The organism is Paraburkholderia sp. CI3 (genome assembly GCF_050436505.1).
Taxonomy (GTDB): domain Bacteria; phylum Pseudomonadota; class Gammaproteobacteria; order Burkholderiales; family Burkholderiaceae; genus Paraburkholderia; species Paraburkholderia tuberum.
In genome coordinates, this window is record NZ_JBNDMI010000003.1 from 1,539,228 (window position 1) to 1,558,746 (window position 19,519).

General features: G+C 63.6%; 17 protein-coding genes and 2 pseudogenes. 5 read left to right on the forward strand and 14 right to left on the reverse strand.

The genetic code is table 11. The annotated features are described in order from the left end of the window. The first annotated feature begins 17 nt into the window (after positions 1 to 17). Positions 18 to 266 carry a hypothetical protein gene (locus OKW29_RS15735; RefSeq protein WP_429291690.1) on the forward strand — a complete coding sequence of 83 codons (249 nt, stop codon included), beginning with the start codon at positions 18 to 20 and terminating at the stop codon, positions 264 to 266. A 17-nt stretch (positions 267 to 283) separates the two neighbouring features. On the opposite strand, the gene OKW29_RS15740 is transcribed toward OKW29_RS15735, so the two are convergent. The 3 genes from OKW29_RS15740 to OKW29_RS15750 all read right to left on the reverse strand — a co-directional run bounded on the left by OKW29_RS15740 (position 284) and on the right by OKW29_RS15750 (position 3,934). Further along, positions 284 to 1,426 carry an AlbA family DNA-binding domain-containing protein gene (locus tag OKW29_RS15740; protein ID WP_429291691.1) on the reverse strand — a complete coding sequence of 381 codons (1,143 nt, stop codon included), beginning with the start codon at positions 1,424 to 1,426 and terminating at the stop codon, positions 284 to 286. Positions 1,427 to 1,729: 303 nt separating this feature from the next. Beyond that, positions 1,730 to 2,437, reverse strand: a complete 708-nt coding sequence (locus OKW29_RS15745) for a dienelactone hydrolase family protein (protein ID WP_429291692.1) — start codon at positions 2,435 to 2,437, stop codon at positions 1,730 to 1,732. A 324-nt stretch (positions 2,438 to 2,761) separates the two neighbouring features. Further along, on the reverse strand, positions 2,762 to 3,934 hold the full coding sequence (locus OKW29_RS15750; protein ID WP_429292514.1) for a porin: 1,173 nt from the start codon (positions 3,932 to 3,934) through the stop codon (positions 2,762 to 2,764). A gap of 373 nt (positions 3,935 to 4,307) precedes the next feature. Here OKW29_RS15750 and OKW29_RS15755 point away from each other — a divergent pair, with 373 nt between their 5' ends. Next, complete coding sequence (locus tag OKW29_RS15755; protein WP_429292515.1) at positions 4,308 to 5,816, forward strand: MFS transporter; 1,509 nt, start codon at positions 4,308 to 4,310, stop codon at positions 5,814 to 5,816. A gap of 136 nt (positions 5,817 to 5,952) precedes the next feature. Here the strand turns inward: OKW29_RS15755 and gudD are convergent, their stop codons facing one another. Both gudD and OKW29_RS15765 read right to left on the reverse strand, forming a co-directional pair. Next, the gene (gudD, locus tag OKW29_RS15760; protein WP_429291693.1) at positions 5,953 to 7,302 is read right to left on the reverse strand and encodes a glucarate dehydratase; all 1,350 of its coding nucleotides are present in this window, start codon (positions 7,300 to 7,302) and stop codon (positions 5,953 to 5,955) included. A 130-nt stretch (positions 7,303 to 7,432) separates the two neighbouring features. Further along, positions 7,433 to 8,764 (reverse strand): MFS transporter, encoded by a 1,332-nt coding sequence (locus tag OKW29_RS15765; RefSeq protein WP_429291694.1) that lies wholly within the window; start codon positions 8,762 to 8,764, stop codon positions 7,433 to 7,435. A 391-nt stretch (positions 8,765 to 9,155) separates the two neighbouring features. Here OKW29_RS15765 and OKW29_RS15770 point away from each other — a divergent pair, with 391 nt between their 5' ends. Continuing rightward, positions 9,156 to 9,866 carry a FadR/GntR family transcriptional regulator gene (locus OKW29_RS15770; RefSeq protein WP_184024710.1) on the forward strand — a complete coding sequence of 237 codons (711 nt, stop codon included), beginning with the start codon at positions 9,156 to 9,158 and terminating at the stop codon, positions 9,864 to 9,866. Positions 9,867 to 9,921: 55 nt separating this feature from the next. Here the strand turns inward: OKW29_RS15770 and OKW29_RS15775 are convergent, their stop codons facing one another. Next, entirely contained in the window at positions 9,922 to 10,227 is a 306-nt protein-coding gene (locus OKW29_RS15775) for an AtuA-related protein (RefSeq protein ID WP_184061648.1), read from the reverse strand. A gap of 1 nt (position 10,228) precedes the next feature. Further along, positions 10,229 to 10,768, reverse strand: a pseudogene (locus OKW29_RS15780) (acyclic terpene utilization AtuA family protein); the annotation flags it as partial. Between OKW29_RS15780 and OKW29_RS15785 the strand changes: the two are divergent. Both OKW29_RS15785 and OKW29_RS15790 read left to right on the forward strand, forming a co-directional pair. Continuing rightward, positions 10,756 to 10,952: pseudogene (locus OKW29_RS15785) on the forward strand (LysR family transcriptional regulator); the annotation flags it as partial. The pseudogenes OKW29_RS15780 and OKW29_RS15785 sit on opposite strands and share 13 nt — an antisense overlap. A gap of 361 nt (positions 10,953 to 11,313) precedes the next feature. Further along, positions 11,314 to 11,541, forward strand: coding sequence for a hypothetical protein (locus OKW29_RS15790; RefSeq protein ID WP_013092475.1), 228 nt, complete (start codon positions 11,314 to 11,316; stop codon positions 11,539 to 11,541). A 143-nt stretch (positions 11,542 to 11,684) separates the two neighbouring features. Here the strand turns inward: OKW29_RS15790 and OKW29_RS15795 are convergent, their stop codons facing one another. The 7 genes from OKW29_RS15795 to OKW29_RS15825 all read right to left on the reverse strand — a co-directional run bounded on the left by OKW29_RS15795 (position 11,685) and on the right by OKW29_RS15825 (position 19,488). Next, a complete protein-coding gene (locus OKW29_RS15795) occupies positions 11,685 to 13,913 on the reverse strand; it encodes an NADP-dependent isocitrate dehydrogenase (protein ID WP_429291695.1) in 2,229 nt (742 codons plus the stop codon). 466 nt (positions 13,914 to 14,379) lie between these two features. Then, positions 14,380 to 14,727, reverse strand: coding sequence for a type II toxin-antitoxin system ChpB family toxin (locus OKW29_RS15800; RefSeq protein WP_429291696.1), 348 nt, complete (start codon positions 14,725 to 14,727; stop codon positions 14,380 to 14,382). Beyond that, positions 14,721 to 14,972 (reverse strand): AbrB/MazE/SpoVT family DNA-binding domain-containing protein, encoded by a 252-nt coding sequence (locus OKW29_RS15805; RefSeq protein ID WP_184073637.1) that lies wholly within the window; start codon positions 14,970 to 14,972, stop codon positions 14,721 to 14,723. Before OKW29_RS15805 ends, OKW29_RS15800 begins: the two co-directional genes overlap by 7 nt. 190 nt (positions 14,973 to 15,162) lie before the next feature. Next, complete coding sequence (locus tag OKW29_RS15810; RefSeq protein WP_187610569.1) at positions 15,163 to 16,047, reverse strand: alpha/beta fold hydrolase; 885 nt, start codon at positions 16,045 to 16,047, stop codon at positions 15,163 to 15,165. 81 nt (positions 16,048 to 16,128) lie between these two features. Beyond that, complete coding sequence (mhpT, locus tag OKW29_RS15815; RefSeq protein ID WP_429291697.1) at positions 16,129 to 17,391, reverse strand: 3-(3-hydroxy-phenyl)propionate transporter MhpT; 1,263 nt, start codon at positions 17,389 to 17,391, stop codon at positions 16,129 to 16,131. A gap of 101 nt (positions 17,392 to 17,492) precedes the next feature. Next, on the reverse strand, positions 17,493 to 18,524 hold the full coding sequence (gene dmpG / locus OKW29_RS15820; RefSeq protein WP_429291698.1) for a 4-hydroxy-2-oxovalerate aldolase: 1,032 nt from the start codon (positions 18,522 to 18,524) through the stop codon (positions 17,493 to 17,495). A gap of 13 nt (positions 18,525 to 18,537) precedes the next feature. After that, positions 18,538 to 19,488, reverse strand: a complete 951-nt coding sequence (locus tag OKW29_RS15825) for an acetaldehyde dehydrogenase (acetylating) (RefSeq protein ID WP_184046345.1) — start codon at positions 19,486 to 19,488, stop codon at positions 18,538 to 18,540. Between the last annotated feature and the right edge of the window lie 31 nt (positions 19,489 to 19,519).

The window sequence follows — 19,519 nt, forward strand, 5'->3', positions numbered from 1 at the left end:
ACATCTGAGGGAAGGTAATGGCAGACGTCTTCGTCCTCGTCGTGCGCGTCCATTGGCTCGACGTGCTCGCCGACCTGAGAGCGGCGGGCGTGTCGGGTTATCGCCTGACGAACATCATGCTGACGAGCCGCTCGACCGTCCAATCGTGGGAGAAAGGCAGCGAGCCTTCCCACAGTTACGGCGCTGCGATCCTTGAGGTGCACACGAGATTCTGCGGCGAGGCGCTGACGGCACAGCGTGTGAGGGAAGCGAGGCTGGTCTGGTAAAGCCGTCTCACGGGTGCTTATCTACGACGTGGACCTTGCGTGCGCCCAGCTGCATTCCACACCATATCGAACAACGGCCCATAGATGTCCGCCTTCGACGACCGGAAGGACTCGCAATACAACTCCGGAAGCAGTAAGTTTCCATAGTATTCCGGCACCTTCGCGGCGGTGCCGGAGGTAAAGGCAGTTCGTCCACCGGGATTCTCAAGCAATTTCCCACCGATCTCAGCAAACGACAGCATCAAAAACGCTCCGCCATCGAGTCCCAAACTCTCCCACGCGACGACCAGCGCAGCATGGTGGCCGTCGACTAGGACATGTTCGAACTCGTTTACCCATGCTACCGGATCGCCAGGCGCCTCCACTGGCATCACGCTTTCGATTATTCCGTTTCTGAAGAATTGTGTATATGAGAGGGTTTCTTTGCCTCCGCAATAGCTCATAACCCCGTCGAGATTTACGCGCGGCCCCCAGCCGTCCGAGATTGGTGGCCGCGTGTTCTGTGCGATGGCGCGAAGTTCATCCATCCCGAATGAGGCGGGGCTTAGCATCGCGCTCAACGGCACAACATGGAGCACCGCAATCGTCCCGGGCAGCAACGGCGCCGGCAACGGTCGGATTCGCAAATGCTGCACGCGGTCAGCCCTGAAACTTGCAGCTTGCTCTGCGGCGGTCGCGCTCCGAAGGAATGCGCTGCGCAAAGTGGTGATATCCATGGGATCAATGCCAGTCGATGTCCGAGTATAAAAACCGCCCGTTTTGCGCACGCGGTGCGGGGTCTGAAAGCTAGCAGGTACGCGTATGACGACGGCGTACCCTCCCTCGGGTGCTTGAACGGCTTGCAGGTGAACGCCCGGCACCTTTGGCTCAATTAGATCTACCAGTGCCGATTGCAGCGAACGCAGTGCCGCGTCAGTATCGGCAAGCGCAAAGGGGAAGAACTGCGAGATAACGCCACCCTCTTCGTCAGCGCCAAGTATCAGGTCACCTCCACGCGTGTTCGCGAACGCGACGACATCCTCGGCTAGCTTCACGCGCGCCTGCGGATCGTTTGGGAAATCACGCTTGTAGTCAAGCGTGTGAGACTCTTCGACCTGGTTGTCTTTCAGCGCCTGCAGGTCCGAGAACGTCACGTCCCGCAGATCGGTTTTGTTCAACATCGTAACTACTCCGGAAGTTAGTTGCGTTGCGCTCAAGAAAAACTCAATGGTACGAGGCTCACCCCGCGAGGGACAACCTTGTGACCGACGAAGACCTCTTGCGGCACATCGCAAAGAGGCCTGTGTGGCTGCTACGTTCAGTGTCCCGGCTGGCCCATCAATTGCGCAGACGCGGCAGGCGCGTGACAATCTGCGGCACGATCGTGTGGGTAGCGCCGTGGGTAGGCAATCAACAGCGCCCGGAAAGCCTTGCCTGACGGGCGCCCTCTGCGGACGAACCACCCGCTTCCGCCGTTCACCAACTCATTTCCACAGCGTGCGGCCAAAGAACGTCAACGTACGATCCCACGCCTGTTGCGCCCAGACCGGGTCGTATTGCGTCCTCGCGATGCGGCCCGACCCGACCGCCGTTTCGTTCGCGAACGCGTGACGCGCCAGATAGCGATGAAACTCGACGTCGACTTTCGCGTCGGTGAGTTTCTTTTCGAGCGCGTCGACGGTGTCGGCGGCGAAGAACTCGTCCTGCAGACCCCAGTGGCCCATCACCGGAACCGTGATCTTCGACGCGTCGATATAGTCGAGCGGCGGGAAGCCATACCAGACGACGCCAGCCGCCACTTCAGGCACGTTGCACAGCGCGAGGAACGTCAGCGCGCCGCCCATGCAATAGCCGGTCAAGCCAACCTTCGCCGCGTGCTGCTGCAGATACTGGACCGCGCCGCGCACGTCCTGCGTTGCGGCATCGCCGAAATCGAGGCCGCTCATCAAGTGGTGCGCCTCATCCTCTTCGACCGTCGACTTGCCGCGATACAGATCGGGCACCAGCGCGAAGTAGCCGGCTTTCGCGAGGCGATCGGCGACGCCGCGAATCTGGTCGTTCAAGCCCCACCATTCCTGGATCACGACGACCGCGGGCGCACCCGCGATTTTTTCAGGCTTCGCGAGATAGCCCTGTAGCTGCTTGCCGTCGGGACGGTTGAACGTGATCATCGAACCTGCGTGTTGGGTCATCGGTCGCTCCTCGAGTAGACGAAACCGCTAGCATAGCGCCGCTACCCCGTTTTCTGTTCAATCGGAATCGTGCCAACGCGCAAGCGTGATCACGCGGAATCTGCGCGTTATGTGAATCGAACGATATGAGGATCAGCATAAGCAAAAATTCGTTAATTGATTCGTCGACGCGAACCACGCCCTCAGCCGTTTCGTGTTGAAAGCTGGCGTAAAACGCAACGCAGAAATCAGGCCCGCGCGACATGTGATTTCGCGCACGCATTCAAGCGCTTTTATCCAATGGGTGAATGATTCGACTGAAAGCTTGACGTATTGCGATGCGCGCTAGAACCGCTCTATCACACCGAATTGGACGCCGGCGACCGGCGCGCCCGGATAGGCAACGGGCAGCCCGGTCACGTTGACGCCGCGCAGCGTGAAGCGCGAGTCGTCGTGATTCGCGAGATAGGCGGCGCTGAAATACAGCAACAGCGTCGGCGACATGCTGTATTCGAATGCCGCGCTGAACTGGTCCGCGCTGCCGCCAGGCGTCGTGTAGTCGCGCACGTGCGCATAGCCGAGCGAGGCACGCGCATTGGTCGAAAAACTGTACTGCGCCGACAGCGAGCCGCCCGCGCCGTGATAGACCGGTGTGCCGCCATCACCGTTGAAAAAGGACAGCCACACGCGCAGCTTGCCGAAGGCGTAGTTCGCGCCGCCGAGGTTCGCGCGCAGCGCGCCGGCACCGTGCGTCTGCTGGCGCGCGTACAGCAGATGCAGGTGGTCGAGCCGATACGACGCGCTCACGTAATAACCGTCGATGCCGTTGCCGTCGCTCTCGGACGGATCGCGCATCGCCATCATCAGCGTCGCACTGAGGCCGGCGATGCGCGGCGACAGATACGCAACCGCGTTGTTCGCATACGGCGTGATCTTCGACAGATTGTTGAGCCCCGAGGCGATCGTGCCGGCGCCGAACGCGTCGAGATCGCCCTTGAACGGGATATAGATCGGCGAATACTGACGGCCGACGCGCAGTTCGCCCCAGCTGCCGCTCGCGCCGATCCATGCCTGACGATTGAAGATCGAGCCGGGCACCTGCAAGCTGCCGTCGGTCGAGCTGAAGCCGTTTTCGAGCGTGAACACGATCGCGTTGCCGCCCCCGAGCGGCTCCGCGCCATGCAGCCCGACCCGCGAACCGCGATACGCGCCGGAGTCCATGCGCGCGACCCAGCCCGAACCGGGGTCGGTGATTTCGACGCTCGTATCGATCACGCCATACAGCGAGACGAAGCCGGTGTTGATTCCTGAGGCGGCGCCGGTGCCGGTATCGATGTCGGTGACGGCGGCTGCGCCGTGCGCATAGAGCAGAAGCGCGCCACCTCCCCAAGCCGCTCTCACGCCGACGCTGATCGTCAAGGCTTCGCGGACTGTGTTCAGCAGGCAAGCCATGGCGTGACGCAGGATGAGTTCCTCCTCGAACACATCGATCGGATATACCGCGAGCGAACTTACCACGTTCGGGCGTACCCGTGCGGGCCGTCCAGTACGCTCGCGCACATCCCAACGATGCAAGCGCGCGCCAGCGTCCGCGACTTGAGGACGGCGATGCAGGAGTCGCCGCGGCCCGTGTGCGACGCCGTGCCCGGGGCACCACCTTTTTTCCCGCGCCGTGTGGTTTTTCACGCGACGAATGCTTTTGACCAGGGAAAACCCATATAATCCTCAAGACGTCAGACAACTTGCGTACAATCGCCGGCAGCCTGACCGCGATCCGCCGTGCAGCGTCCACCCCGAACCGCCTTCTGCCCGATCCGTGAATTCCACCGCCCCCGCCAGTTCCGCCGCCGCCGCCGCCCCCGCCCTGCCGTTTCGCCACGCGCTTTACGCGATGCTCGGCATCGGCCTCGTCAACATGCTGGTCGCGCTCGACCAGACCGTCGTCAGCACCGCGCTGCCGTCGATCGTCGCCGAGCTGCACGGCTTCGAATATTTTGCGTGGATCGCAAGCGCGTACCTGCTCGCCTCGGTCGTCACGGTGCCGGTGTTCGGGCGGCTCGGCGACTACTTCGGCCGCAAGCGCTTCGTGATCGCCGCGGTGATCACGTTCACGGTCGCGTCCGTGTTGTGCGGCCTCGCCAACAGCATGCTGTTTCTCGCGATCGCGCGCGGACTGCAAGGCGTTGGCGGCGGCATGATGGTCGGCACCGCGTTCGCGTCGATTCCCGATCTGTTCCCCGACCCGCGCACCCGCGTGCGCTGGCAGGTCGTGCTGGCCGCGGCCTACGGCATCGGTACGGCGGCCGGCCCGTCGCTCGGCGGCTGGATGAGCGAGCACCTCGGCTGGCGCTCGACGTTTCTCGTCAATCTGCCGGTTGGCGCGGCGGCGCTCTATTTCATCTGGATGCATCTGCCGAATTTCCGGCGGCCGCATGACGGCGAAGTAAAGATCGACTGGCTCGGCGCGGGGCTCGTCGCGGGCGTGCTCGGCGGCTTGCAGGCGTTTATCGAAGCGGTGCCGAAGCACGGCCTCACCGTGGGCAATCTCGTGCTCGGCGCGTGCGTGATCGCCGGCGCGATCGCACTCTTCACGTGCGAAAAGCGCGCCACGCATCCGATCATTCCGCTCGATCTGTTCAAGGACGCGCAGCTCGTCACGCTATTCACGCTCGGCATGCTGTCCGGGTTCGTGATGTTCTCGCTGATCTTCTTCGCGCCTTTGCTGCTGCAAGGCGGCTTCGGTCTTTCGCCGCAGCAGGCCGGCCTGCTCGCGACGCCGATCGCCGCGTGCATCGCGCTCGGCAGTGTGCTAAACACGCGCATCGTGATTCACATGAAGAAGCCCACGCGCATTCTGACGATCGGTTTCGGGCTGCTGATATTCGCGTCGATCGCGCTCGCGTTCGCCAATCCGGACACGCCGCACTGGCGCATCGTGCTGCCGATGGGCGCGGTCGGCATCGGCCTCGGCTTCATCCTGAACAACCTGAACGTGTTCGGCCAGGAGATCGCCGGACGCGAGCGCTTCGGCATCACGACCGCGCTATTGCAATCGACGCGCATGGTCGGCGGCATGCTCGGCACCAGCATCGTCGCGACTGTCGTGCAGCATCACTATCGCAACGTCGTCACGCGCACGATGAGCGTGCTCGGAGAGCCGGCCTCATCGCAATGGCGGCCGCGTTTCGTCGATCTGCGCATCCTGATCGACGACGCGTCGCGCACACAGCTGATTGCGGATATGAAGAAGTCGGGACTCGATACGCTCGCGCTGATCGATAGCGCACGCGACGCGCTCGTGCAGTCGATTCATATCGGTGTGTGGCTGACGGCGGTGGCATCGCTCGCGGCCGCGCTGCTGGTGCAGCGGATTTCGCATGTGGTGTTTCGCAAGAGCTGACAAGTGGCCCGATGATGGCCGCCGATATCCGCGGTGCGGCTAGCTCGCACCGTGCAATGCAAAAGGAAACAAAAAAGCCTGGTGAACCGCATCTTTCGTGCAGCCCGCCAGGCTTTTTGATTGAGTTAAATCGTCCTTAACGCACGAGACACGGCCGCTTGTTGTCGAACTTCCAGTTCGGAATCAGATATTGCATGGCAACGCCGTCGTCGCGCGCGCCGAGGCCGTGCTGCTGATACATCGCGTGCGCCTTCTCGAGCGCATCCATATCGAGTTCGATGCCGAGCCCCGGCTTCTGCGGCACCTTGACCTTACCGCCGACGATCTGCAGCGGATCTTGCGTCAGGAACTGACCATCCTGCCAGATCCAGTGCGTATCGATCGCGGTGATCTTGCCCGGCGCCGCAGCCGCGACGTGCGTGAACATCGCGAGCGAAATGTCGAAGTGGTTGTTCGAATGCGAACCCCACGTGAGGCCCCAGTCGTTGCACATCTGCGCGACGCGCACCGAGCCCTGCATGGTCCAGAAATGCGGATCGGCGAGCGGAATATCGACGGATTGCAGCTGGATGGCGTGACCCATCTGACGCCAGTCGGTCGCGATCATGTTGGTCGCCGTCGGCAGGCCGGTTGCGCGACGGAACTCGGCCATCACTTCGCGGCCCGAATAGCCGTTCTCCGCGCCGCATGGATCTTCCGCGTAGGCGAGAACATCGTGCTTGTCACGGCACAGGCGCACCGCTTCCGCGAGCGACCATGCGCCGTTCGGGTCGAGCGTCACGCGCGCTTCGGGGAAGCGCTCGGCGAGAGCCGTGACCGCTTCGATCTCGGCGTCCCCTGGCAGCACGCCGCCCTTCAGCTTGAAGTCGTTGAAGCCATAGCGCGCCTTCGCGGCCTCGGCAAGACGCACGACCGTCTCCGGCGTCAGCGCTTTCTCGGTGCGCACGCGCTCCCAGTCGTCACGCGCGCCGGCGTTGTTCGCGTACGGCAGATCGGTCTTGTTGCGATCGCCGATATAGAACAGGTAGCCGAGCATTTCCACTTCGTCGCGCTGCTGGCCTTCGCCGAGCAGTGCCGCGACCGGCACGCCGAGATGCTGCCCGAGCAGGTCGAGCAGCGCGGCTTCGAGCGCGGTCACCGCGTGAATCGTCGTGCGCAGGTCGAAGGTCTGCAGGCCACGCCCCCCAGCGTCGCGATCGGCGAACTGCGTACGCACCTTGTTCAGGATCGCCTGCAGATTGCCGATCGACTGACCGACCACGAACGGCCGCGCGTCGTCGATCGTCTTGCGGATGTTCTCGCCGCCCGGCACTTCGCCGACGCCGGTATGGCCCGCGCTGTCGCGCAGAATCACGATGTTGCGCGTGAAGAACGGACCATGCGCGCCGCTCAGATTCATCAGCATGCTGTCGCGACCAGCGACGGGCACGACGCGCAGTTCGGTGACGACCGGCGTGGCGTTCGATTCGGTAGGTTTGGTGGACATGGGAAAAGCACCTGTGTGATGAAGTAGGCCGGCCGGTGGAAGCCGCCGCGCGCTGCGTGCGTGTTCGACCGGACCGGATGAGAACTCGAATACAGAAAAATCGACGGCCGCATGCGAGCCGTCAGTGTAGTCAATGCGCGTTGCCGCGCAACGAATCGGGCAACGGCTCGCGATTGCCGGGCTTGTTGCGCGTCAGGAAGCCGGCCGCCGCCGCGAGCAGCGACGCGACGCCGAGACCGTACAACCCGCCCGTGATCGAGCCCGTGTGTTGCTGCAGATAGCCGAAGGTGGCCGGCGCGAAGAAGCCGCCGAGGTTGCCGAGCGAGTTGATCAGCGCGAGCACGCCGGCGGCGACGCGCGCATCGAGGTAGCCCTGCGGAATCGGCCAGAACAGCGACGACGCCGCCTTGAAGCCGATCGCCGAGAAGCAGATCGCGACGAACGAGAACACCGGGTTGCCCGACGTCGACGCGAACAGACCGACCGCCGCGATGACGAGCGCGACCGCGAGCCAGCCCTGCTGATGTCGCCATTTCGCCGATACGACCGCGAAGCCGTACATCGCGACCATCGAGATCAGCCACGGAATCGCGTTGAACATGCCGACCTCGAAGTCGGAAAGGCCGCCCATCTTGCGGATGATGGTCGGCAGCCAGAAAGTGGCCGCGTAGATGGTCAGCTGGATCGCGAAGTACAGGAAGCAGAACAGCGCGATTTGCGGGTCCTTCAGCAGCTTCACCGTCGGCAGATGCGCGCCGCCTTGCGCTTCGCGCTCGCCCTGTTCGGCCGCGATCGATTGTTCGAGCACACGCTGTTCTTCGGCCGTGAGCCAATGCGCGTCGCGGATGTGCGACTTCAACAGCAACCAGCTGACGACGCACAGCGCGATCGAGAACGCGCCTTCGATCAGGAACATCCACTGCCAGCCTTGCAGGCCGAGGCCGCGAATCGACAGCAGCGAGCCGGTGATGGGACCGGACAGCACCGACGCGAGCGCCGAGCCCGACAGAAAGATCGCCATCGCCTTGCCGCGTTCCTTTTGCGGCAGCCACTGCGTGAAGTAAAAGACGACGCCGGGAAAGAAGCCCGCCTCGGCGACGCCGAGCAGGAACCGCAGCACGTAAAACGACGTGTCGTTCCAGACGAACGCCATTGCGCCCGCCACCAGCCCCCACGTGCCCATGATGCGCGTGAGCCAGGCGCGCGCGCCGAACTTCTGCATCAGCACGTTCGACGGCACTTCGAACAGCGCGTAGCCGATGAAGAACAGCCCGCTGCCGAGCCCGTAGGCGGCCGCGCCGATGCCGAGATCGGCCTTCATGTGCGCGTTGACGAAGCCGATGTTCACGCGGTCGATATAGTTCGCGATGAACATGATCAGGAAAAGCGGCAACACGTTGCGCTTCACCTTCGCGACCGCCGATTCCAGCGGGTCGAGCATGGTGGTCAGAACTGATGTCAAGTTGTGTCTCCCTGTCGGCCCCGAGGCCTGGTGGAACGCAGCGCGGCGCACCCGGTGGGTACAAGACCCCTGCTCTACGCCCGATATGTTGTCTGACGACAGTCTACCGCGTTACTTTTGTCAAATCCAGCGGGGTGTTTACCCTGAGGCTCCAAGCCGACCGGCCTGAAATAGCGGCAGATTCAAAGGTCAGGGCCCTGTTGACCCACCCGGAATTCGCCTCGAAATAAGACGTCCGATGTCTACAATTGGCAGACTGTCGTCAGCAGCCCATGCGTTTGCGCAAATGTCCGCCTCATCCCCGCCCCCACCGCGCCGATGCCGCCGAACCCGGCAGAATCGAGTACAGTCCTGTGCGATACTTTGCAGGATCAGTCAACCAGCCACAAAAATGAGCAGCCTAACTGAAAAGGTGGTGGCCACCCTTTCCGATGAGATTCGCCGCGGGGCGCTGAGGCCAGGCGACCGCATCCCCACGGAAGTCGCGATGATGAAGCAGCTGTCCGTGAGCCGCTCCGTGGTCCGCGAGGCGATTTCGCGTCTGCAGGCAGAGAGGATCGTCGAGACGCGCCATGGCATTGGCACGTTCGTGCTCGCGCCCGCCGCCGAAAAGCCGATGCAGCTTCCCGCCGCCGATCTCACCAGCATGCTCGACGTGATGGCGATCATCGAGTTCCGGATCGACGTCGAAGCGGCCGCGGCCGCGCTCGCGGCATCGCGGCGCACCGAGCAGAACCTGAAGCAGATCCGCACTGCGCTCGATCGATTCGAGTCGGAGCTCGAGCGCGGCAGCACCGACACGCTCGCACACGACATCGAGTTCCATTTGCAGATCGCGCGCGCGAGCGGCAACCGCTATTTCTTCGACGTGCTGAGCCAGCTCGGCCGCTCGGTCAGCCCGCGCACCCGGCTCGGTTCGGCCGAGATCGCGGAGCTAGACCATATCGAGGTGTTGCGCAGCGTGCTCGGCGAACATCTGATGATCTATCGCGCGATCGAGCGTCAGGATGCCGACGACGCGCGCGCCGCGATGCGCATGCATCTGAGCAACAGCCGCGAGCGACTGCGCCGCGCGCATGACCTGACGAAGGCTGGCGTGTGATCACATGCGGGGCTGAGCGGCCGCCCCGCAACACGACACGCCGCCGGCAATGCCCTCACTGCCCCACGTCGAGATCCATTAACGCCGAGCTCAGCGATTTGCCATGCGCGTCGAGCGCGAGCGAACGCGTAACGCCGCCGCCGAGCGCGTCGCCGAGCACGAAGTTGAATGCGGCAAGGCCCGGCAACTCATGGCGCACCACCTCGCCGCGCACCACATCGCGCAGATGCGTCTTGACGCGCTCGGGCGTCAGCACATCGCGCAACCGCTCGTAATGCAGCGCGTCGTAGCAGATCACCGAGATATTGAGCGTATTGCCCTTGTCGCCGGTGCGCGAGTGGGCCAGTTCTCGTAGTTTCATCTCAAGCCTCCATCAGCGAGAAAGCCGGCGTCGCATACTCGCGCGGCAGCAGCACCGACTGCACCGCGACCACCTCGCGCGCCGCCTTCGTCACGCCGCCGCCGCCCGCCGGTCCGTTCGTGTACAGCGTCTCGACCTCGTTGCCGATGCGCAGCGCCTGCGCGAGCGACGCCGTGCGTCCCGCCACCCGGGCGCGCACTTCGTACGGCTCGCCATGACCGGCCGCCACCGCGTCACCATGCAGTGCGTTCACGCCGATCAGATCGAAGCGCAACTCGCGCGTCTGCACGCCGGTCAGCGCGAGACGCTCGCGCACGATATCGAGCGCGAGCCGCGCCCGCGCAAGCGCGCCGGGTCCGCCGTACGAAATCTGCCCCTCGCCGATATAGCCGTCGAAATACGCAACCGACACTTTCAACGTCGCGGTGCGCTCCGTGCCGCCACCGCCGGTGACGCGCACACGGTCCACGGCTTCCTGCTCGACGCGCACCTGCGAGAAATCGGCGACCACGTCGGGCTGCAGATAACGATGCGCAATGTGAGCCGCGCATCGCCTGCGAACCGACCTACATGATGAGCGCGCGGAGCCCGAGCTAGTCGCGCGACCGATCGACGAAGCCGTGTTCACGCGGCGCACCGCGCTGATCAAAAAGCGCGGCCGAACCTTGCCGCCGGTGACCGAGACCTTCGTCGCGATGCTGATCGAACGGCTCGGCGCGTCATAGGGCCGCACAGCGTCGTTTTGCACGTCGCGTGCAGCCCCTAATTTTCACGATACGAAACGATGCCGCGCGTCGTAAAAAATCATGTTGCGGGGCACAAAGCGGCCATTTCACGATGCCCGGCGGCGTTGCACATCGCAAAACGGATCTCACAAACCTTTGTTTTTACACGAATATTTTTAATATAAAGACCGGCTCGACGCCCAATTGCCCGCCGATTCGCTGACGTAGACTCTTTCACAAGAGCACGCGCTTCACGCAGTCGGATTCGAGGGGCCTCACGACACGGCCACCCAAATCCCGCAGATTGCGCAGAAGCCGTCACGAATCGCGGCTTTTTTTATTGGCAACTGGGAGACTAAAAATGAAAGGCTTTCGCTTTGGTTCGACGCAGGGAGCGTTCTACATTCTGCCGGGTCAGGACGGCTGGGAAGCCACCTACGGCAACGAAACGCTCGGAGAATTCTCGAGCCCGCAACAGGCCGCCGACGACCTCGCGCGCGGTCTGAGCTGCGAGCATCTGTCGGAGCTCGACACGTCGACGCTCGAAATTCCGGAGAAGCTCGCCGACTGGGAAATCGTTCACGTATAAGGACGGGCATGACCGACGGCGACGTAGCAGTGACAGTAGAAACGACAATGGCGCCCGAAGGCGCCATTGTCGTATTTGCGGTCCTGCTTGCGGCTTTGTCCGCGGTGTGCTGCGTGCTTACCGCATCAGTCGCCCGCGCGAGCTCAAGCCACCGAATCGACGATTGCGTTCAGCGTCGCGCTCGGGCGCATCGCCTGGCTAGTCAGCTCGACGTTCGGACGGTAGTAGCCGCCGATATCCACCGGCTTGCCCTGCGCCGCGCCGAGTTCCGCGACGATCTTCGGCTCGTTGTCGGCCATCGCCTGCGCGACGCCCGCGAACTGCGCCTGCAGCGCGGCATCGTCGGTTTGCGCGGCCAGCGCTTCGGCCCAGTACATCGCGAGGTAGAAGTGGCTGCCGCGATTGTCGATGCCGCCGACCTTGCGCGCCGGCGACTTGTCGTTGTCGAGGAACTTGCCAGTCGCCTGATCGAGCGTCTTCGCAAGAATCTGCGCCTTCGGGTTGTGATACGCGGTGCCCAGATGCTCGAGCGATGCCGCCAGCGCGAGGAATTCACCGAGCGAATCCCAGCGCAGGAAGCCTTCCTCGACCAGCTGCTGCACGTGCTTCGGCGCCGAACCGCCCGCGCCGGTTTCGAACATGCCGCCGCCGGCCATCAGCGGAACGATCGACAGCATCTTCGCGCTGGTGCCCAGTTCCATGATCGGGAACAGGTCGGTCAGGTAGTCGCGCAGCACGTTGCCGGTGACCGAGATCGTGTCCTTGCCGGCGCGGATGCGCTCGACCGAGAACTTCGTCGCTTCGACCGGCGTCATCACGCGGATGTCGAGACCGTTCGTGTCGTGATCCTTCAGGTACTGCTCGACCTTCCTGATGATCTGGGCATCGTGCGCGCGCGCCGCGTCGAGCCAGAATACGGCCGGCGTGTTGGAAGCGCGGGCGCGGTTCACCGCGAGTTTGACCCAGTCGCGGACCGGCGCGTCCTTGGTCTGGCACATACGGAAGATGTCGCCCTGTGCCACCGGCTGCTCGAGCAGCACCGCGCCGGCTTCGTCGGCGACGCGGACCACGCCGTTCGCCGGGATCTGGAACGTCTTGTCGTGTGAACCGTATTCTTCGGCGGCTTGTGCCATCAGCCCGACGTTCGGCACCGTGCCCATCGTGACCGGGTCGAACGCACCGTGCTTCTTGCAGTCTTCGATCACCGCCTGGTACACACCGGCGTAGCAACGGTCCGGAATCACCGCCTTCGCGTCGTGCAGCGCGCCATCGGCGCCCCACATCTTGCCCGACTCGCGGATCATCGCCGGCATCGATGCGTCGACGATCACGTCGCTCGGCACGTGCAGGCTCGTGATGCCCTTGTCCGAGTTGACCATCGCGAGCGGCGGACGCTGTTCGTACTGCGCCTCGATGTCGGCTTCGATCGCCGCGGCCGTTTCAACCGGCAGATCCTTCAGACGCGCGTACAGGTCGCCGATACCGTTGTTCGGGTTGAAGCCGACCTTGGCCAGTGCTTGCGCATGCTTCGCGAGCACGTCCTTGTAGAACACCGACACCACGTGACCGAAGATGATCGGGTCCGAGACCTTCATCATCGTGGCCTTCAGGTGCACCGAGAACAGCACGCCGTTCGCCTTCGCCTCGGCGATCTGCGCTTCGATGAAGCTGCGCAGCGCGTTCTTGCTCAGCACCGACGCGTCGATGATTTCGCCTGCCTGCACCGGCGTCTTCGCCTTCAGGACCGTGATCGTGCCGTCGGCGGCGGCCAGTTCGATCTTCACGCTACCGGCCTGCGCGACCAGCGCCGACTTCTCGCTGCCGTAGAAATCGCCATCGCTCATGTGCGAGACGTGCGACTTCGAGTCCGCGCTCCATGCGCCCATCTTGTGCGGATGCTTGCGCGCGTAGTTCTTCACCGACAACGGCGCGCGGCGGTCCGAATTGCCTTCGCGCAGCACCGGGTTCACCGCGCTGCCCTTGATCTTGTCGTAGCGGGCCTTGACGTCTTTCTCGGCGTCGGTCGCCGCGACGTCCGGGTACGACGGCAGCTTATAGCCCTGGTCGCGCAGCTCGGCGATCGCTGCCTTCAACTGCGGCACCGACGCGCTGATGTTCGGCAGCTTGATGATGTTCGCTTCCGGGCGCATGGTGAGTCCACCGAGCTCCGCCAGATCGTCGGAAGCCTTCTGCTCCGCGCTCAGGTAGTCCGGAAATGCGGCAATGATCCGGCCGGCGAGCGAGATGTCACGCGTTTCGACGAGCACGTCGGACGAGCGCGTGAACGCCTTGACGATCGGCAGCAGCGAGTACGTCGCCAGTGCGGGCGCTTCGTCGGTCAGGGTGTAGATGATCTTCGGCGGTGTGGACATGATTAATGCTTTGCTAGGAAGTGATAGACAGAGCGTTGGCAGTCGAAGCCAGCGCAAATCGTGACGCGACGGCGACGGCGTCAGTTCGGCACGACGCAACCCCGCGACCTTCGTTTTGCGATACGACCGAGAGTATATGCGCGTTTTCCACTAAATGTGACCAGACAAACAGGTCGCGAGACCCTACCCAAAGGGGTCGATCCCTGACTGGCAAGGGTTTGCGGCCGATCACCCCGGTCTTAAGACAGATATCTTATAGATGACTTGCGGAATATTATTTTTGGATGAATGCGAATTGGTCGCATTGACGAGCCGCAAATGCCGCCACCGAGCCGTGACTGCTGTCCTCCAGCGGACGACGCCGCGGGTAGTGATGGGCGGGTGCCGAAGAGTGTGACCCGGATGCCGGCGGCGGAGTGATGGGGTCGCTCGCCGCGGGCTGGTTTAGTTCGTATCGTCTTTCCCGTCATTCCAGAATCGTTTGAAGGCGGGCGAGCGCGTCCTCGACTACCTCGGCCGGAGCGCGCTCGACTTTGCGTGCGCCGCGGGCCTCGAGGTCCAGAGTGCGCACCATATTCACCAGAGCCACCCCCTGAATCTCTGTTCCCGAACCCGAGAGCGGTACCGCGAACCCAGCGTATCGAGCGAACTCCCCCTGCGTGATCGGCGCAACGAGCGCGACCCCAAGAGCATTGAATGCGGCAGGCGACAAAACCAGCGCGGGACGGAAATCGCCTTGCTGCTCCATGCCAAGCGTCGGATTCAGGCTCACGCGCACGATATCGCCGCGCTCAAACTTGATGCGCCTTACCATGCTTCGCGCCCCGCCGGCTTGACTTCACTCCAGACGTCGAGATCGGCTGGCGGTGGCGCCTTCGGATCGCACTGCGCGACGAGTTCATCCAGTGAATACTTGCGACGCGCAGGCGTAAGCAACACCCCCTCGGGGCGCACGTCCGCGTTCAGCGAACTGCCCACCGACGCATGAATTTGCTCCAACAACACGGCCGGCAACCGTACTGCAGCGCTGTTGCCCCACTTCTGAATCTTGAGTTCCATATCCCAGCTCCAAATGTATATCCATTGTAGATACTCACAGCGAAAACAGCAAGTCGCCCGTATCTACATTGACTCTACATCCGGATCTTGAAATCGCCTATTAGTCGGCGAAGAAAAGAACCCAAACCTAAACGAGGCCACCAGCCCGCCGCCGCAACGACGCACCAGTCGCCCACAACGACAACCCTGCTTAATGCCCGCGTCCCAGGAACTCCCCCACCATCCGGTTGAACTTGTCCGCATGCTCCCACTGCGCCCAATGCCCGCAGCGGCCGAACACATGCAGATCGGCGTTCGGCATCCCGGCAACGAGCCGCAGGCCGATGTCCATCGGCACGAAACGGTCGTCGCGACCCCAGATCACGAGCGTCGGCGCGGTTACTTCGCCAAGGCGCGGCCCGTAGTCGTTGAACTGCTTCGGATTCGCGGCGAGGCTCGCGACGAAGTTCTCGAGGTGATCGCGGCGCGCCAGCATGTTCGCGAGGCGCGCTTGCATCAGGTCTTCGGTCAACGCCTTCGTGTCGAACACGAAGACGCTCATCATGCGCTGCAGGTTCTCGATGGTCGGGTTGCGGTACAGCCCTTGCAGCAGCTTGATGCCTTCGGTCGGCATCGGCACGAACTGGCTCGGGCCGCCGGTGCCGCCGCCCATCAGCACGAGCTTGCCGACGCGTTGCGGCTCGGCGAGCGCGAACGCAACCGCGCTATGCCCACCCATCGAGTTGCCGATGATATGCGCGCGTTCGATATCGAGCGCATCGAGCAGCGCCTTCAGGCAGCGCGCGTTCAGTTCCGAGCGCGAGCCCTTGCAGACGATCGGGTCGCTCTTGCCCCAACCGAGGCAGTCCATCAGGATCACGCGATAGCCCGCCGCGACGAGCGGCTCGACGTTCCGATTGAAGTTGGCCCAGCCGGTCGCGCCCGGTCCCGAGCCGTGCAGCATCACGACCGTTTTCGCACCCTGCCCCACGTCGTTGTAGTGGAGCTGCATCTCGCGGCCGTCTTCGGTGATGCGGACGAATCGGCTGGTCGCTTCCTCGGTGATCGCCGCTGCTTGCGTGTTGGTGTTGCTCATGTCGAATTCCTTTGTTTCACGGATTAAGTGACCGCGAGTCGCCGTTGACGGCGGACCCGCGCGGTATTTCGGGCTGTAAAGCTATTGCGCGGCCACCGGGGTATAACGAAGTGTCGAGCGATTCACGACGAGCCACGCGCCAATCGCGGCGACCGCGATCAGCGGAATGCTCGCGCCGAGCAGCACGCTCGCACCCTGACCGATCGCGAGCAGTTGCCCCGCGATCAACGGTCCGAGGATCGAGCCGAGACTGCCCACCGCCACGGCCGCGCCGACGCCGGTGCCACGCACTTCGGTCGGGTACAGGCTGCTTGCCAGCGCATACAACACCGACTGGCCGCCGACCAGGAACAGCCCCGCGAGCAGACCGCCCCACGCCATCGACGTGCCGCCATTCGCGCTCAGCAACGCGCCAAGCGCAACGACGATGCCGATATACATGCCCGCGACCGTGCGGCGCCGCCCCATCCGGTCCATCATGCCGGCGATCACGATCGCGCCGATGCCGCCGCCGATGTTGAACATCATCTGTACGACACCGGACTGCACGCGCGTCAGACCGCGCGTCAAGACGAGCGACGGCAGCCAGTTGATCAGGAAATACAGCACGATCAGCGTGCCGAGATAGCTGATCCACAACGCGATCGTCGTGCCCGCGCGCCCTTCCTGCCACAGCGCGTGCGTCACGCTAGCCGACGCATCGCGTCGCGCGCCTTTGGTTGCACGCGCCGCGACGAACTGCGCCGACTCACGAAGGAACAGCGCAAGCAGCGGCAGCACCAGCAACGGCCCGAAGCCGCCGACGTAGAAGATATGCCGCCAGCCCGCGTCGCCCGGGCTGATGATGCCGACCACCGCCGCGAGCGCCGCGCCGAACGGCATGCCGCAATACATGGCGCCGACCGCGGTGTTGCGCTGATGGGGCGGCGCCGCTTCCGAGCACAGCGCGATCAGATTCGGCATCGCTGCGCCAAGACCGAGGCCGGTCAGAAAGCGCGCGGCGAGCAGGCTGTTCAGGTCCCACACCTGCGCGGTCGCGAGCGAGAAGATGCCGAATAGCCCAACCGACCACATCAGCACGCGCTTGCGCCCGAGCCGGTCGGCGAGACGTCCGCCGATCGCGGCTCCTGGCAGCAGCCCGAACGCGCCGATGCTGAACGCCCAACCCATCTGCGCGACCGCGAGATGAAATTCGCGCGCCATGCGCGGTGCCGCGAGGCCGGTCGATTGCAGGTCCACGCCTTCGAGCAGCGCGACGATCAGGCAGAGCCCGATCGTTAGCGCGCCGCCGGCAAGAGGTTTCGTCGACTGTGTTGTTTGCGTTGCTTGCGTAGACTGCCGCATAAATGTCTCCAATGTTGAGTCAGCGTCGCTCTTGCGGCGACCTTGCTGGATGAAATGAACGCTGCGCGCGCGGCATGCGGCGCCGTCGCGCAGCGTCCGGGTCATGAAGCCACTGCGTCGGTTGCGTGCGCGCGCTTCAGATCCAGTGCGACGTCGACGATCATGTCTTCCTGGCCGCCGACCATGCGGCGTTTGCCCAGCTCGACCAGAATGTCCACGGTCTTCAGGCCGTATTTCTTCGCGGCCACTTCCGAGTGGCGCAGGAAGCTCGAATACACCCCCGCATAGCCGAGCGCGAGCGTTTCGCGATCGACGCGCACCGGCCGGTCCTGCAGCGGACGCACGATGTCGTCGGCGGCGTCCATCAGCGTGTAGAGGTCGGTGCCGTGATTCCAGCCCATGCGCTCGGCCGCCGCGACGAACACCTCGAGCGGCGCGTTGCCCGCGCCGGCGCCCATGCCCGCGAGCGATGCATCGATACGGTCGCAGCCCTCTTCGACCGCGACCATCGAGTTGGCCACGCCCAGCGACAGGTTGTGGTGCGCGTGCATGCCCGTCTGCGTTTCGGGTTTCAGCACCGCCTTCACCGCGCGGAAGCGGTCGCGCACGTCGTTCATCGTCAGCGCGCCGCCCGAGTCGACCACATAGATGCAGGTCGCGCCGTAGCTCTCCATCTTCTTCGCTTCGATGGCGAGGTTCTCCGGCGTAGTCATGTGGCTCATCATCAGGAAGCCGACGGTGTCCATGCCGAGTTCGCGCGCGTATTCGATGTGTTGCTTCGAGATGTCCGCTTCCGTGCAATGCGTGGCGACGCGCACCACGCGAGCGCCCGCGTTGTAGGCGGCCTTCAGGTCGTGGATCGTGCCGATGCCAGGCAGCAGCAGGGTCGCGATCTGAGCGTGCTCGACGACGTCGGCGACTGCTTCAATCCATTCGAGGTCGCTATGCGCGCCGAAGCCGTAGTTGAAGCTCGAACCTTGCAGGCCATCACCGTGGGCTACCTCGATGCTGTCCACCTTTGCGCGGTCCAATGCGCGTGCGATGTCCTGCACGTTCAGGATCGAGTACTGGTGACGAATGGCGTGGCTGCCGTCGCGCAGCGTCACGTCGGAGATATACAGTTTCTTGTCCATGCGGGAAGTCTCCTTAAGCCTCTGATGCCTGCACGAGCGCCTGCGCCATGCGCTCCGCGGTCGCGAGCGCGGCCGAAGTCATGATGTCGAGATTGCCCGCATACGCAGGCAGATAGTGCGCGGCGCCTTCCACCTCGATGAAGACCGAGGTCTTCAGACCGCTGAACTTGCCGAGGCCCGGAATGTTCAGCGGCGCGCTCGCGCTGATTTCGTCGAACTGCACCTTCTGCTTCAGGCGATAGCCCGGCACGTACGCCTGCACCGCGGCGGCCATCTGCTCGATCGACTGCTCGACCTTGTCGAGGTCGGCCAGCTCCGACAGCGTATAGACCGTGTCGCGCATCATCACCGGCGGCTCGGCCGGGTTGAGTACGATGATCGCCTTGCCCTTCGCGGCGCCGCCGACCACTTCGATCGCCTTCGACGTGGTCTCGGTGAATTCATCGATGTTCGCGCGCGTGCCTGGGCCCGCTGACTTGCTGCTGATCGACGCGACGATCTCCGCGTAATGCACCTTCGCGACGCGCGACACGGCCGCGACCATCGGAATGGTCGCCTGTCCGCCGCACGTGACCATGTTCACGTTCGGCGCGTCGAGATGCGTGTCGAGATTTACCACCGGCACACAGTACGGGCCGATCGCCGCCGGCGTCAGATCGATCACGCGAATCGAAGGCTTCAGCTTTCGCAACAGCGCATCGTTCTTGACGTGAGCGCCGGCCGAGGTCGCGTCGAACACGAAGTCGATGTCGTTGAATACGGGCAGACGAGTCAGACCTTCGACACCATCATGCGTGGTCGCGACGCCAAGCCGCGCGGCGCGCGCGAGGCCGTCGGAGTTCGGATCGATGCCGACCATCGCCGCGACTTCGAGATGCTTGCCGTGACGCAGGATCTTGATCATCAAATCGGTGCCGATATTGCCGGAGCCGATGATCGCGGCCTTGAGTTTTTCGCTTGCCATATGAGTTCCCAATCGAGTGCTTGCGAGTGCA

Coding starts and splice junctions, on each gene's coding strand:
- OKW29_RS15735 (WP_429291690.1), top strand. CDS start 18: ATGGCAGACGTCTTCGTCCTCGTCGTGCGCGTCCATTGGCTCGACGTG.
- OKW29_RS15740 (WP_429291691.1), bottom strand. CDS start 1,426: ATGTTGAACAAAACCGATCTGCGGGACGTGACGTTCTCGGACCTGCAG.
- OKW29_RS15745 (WP_429291692.1), bottom strand. CDS start 2,437: ATGACCCAACACGCAGGTTCGATGATCACGTTCAACCGTCCCGACGGC.
- OKW29_RS15755 (WP_429292515.1), top strand. CDS start 4,308: ATGCTCGGCATCGGCCTCGTCAACATGCTGGTCGCGCTCGACCAGACC.
- gudD (WP_429291693.1), bottom strand. CDS start 7,302: ATGTCCACCAAACCTACCGAATCGAACGCCACGCCGGTCGTCACCGAA.
- OKW29_RS15770 (WP_184024710.1), top strand. CDS start 9,156: ATGAGCAGCCTAACTGAAAAGGTGGTGGCCACCCTTTCCGATGAGATT.
- OKW29_RS15775 (WP_184061648.1), bottom strand. CDS start 10,227: ATGAAACTACGAGAACTGGCCCACTCGCGCACCGGCGACAAGGGCAAT.
- OKW29_RS15790 (WP_013092475.1), top strand. CDS start 11,314: ATGAAAGGCTTTCGCTTTGGTTCGACGCAGGGAGCGTTCTACATTCTG.
- OKW29_RS15795 (WP_429291695.1), bottom strand. CDS start 13,913: ATGTCCACACCGCCGAAGATCATCTACACCCTGACCGACGAAGCGCCC.
- OKW29_RS15800 (WP_429291696.1), bottom strand. CDS start 14,727: ATGGTAAGGCGCATCAAGTTTGAGCGCGGCGATATCGTGCGCGTGAGC.
- OKW29_RS15805 (WP_184073637.1), bottom strand. CDS start 14,972: ATGGAACTCAAGATTCAGAAGTGGGGCAACAGCGCTGCAGTACGGTTG.
- OKW29_RS15810 (WP_187610569.1), bottom strand. CDS start 16,047: ATGAGCAACACCAACACGCAAGCAGCGGCGATCACCGAGGAAGCGACC.
- mhpT (WP_429291697.1), bottom strand. CDS start 17,391: ATGCGGCAGTCTACGCAAGCAACGCAAACAACACAGTCGACGAAACCT.
- dmpG (WP_429291698.1), bottom strand. CDS start 18,524: ATGGACAAGAAACTGTATATCTCCGACGTGACGCTGCGCGACGGCAGC.
- OKW29_RS15825 (WP_184046345.1), bottom strand. CDS start 19,488: ATGGCAAGCGAAAAACTCAAGGCCGCGATCATCGGCTCCGGCAATATC.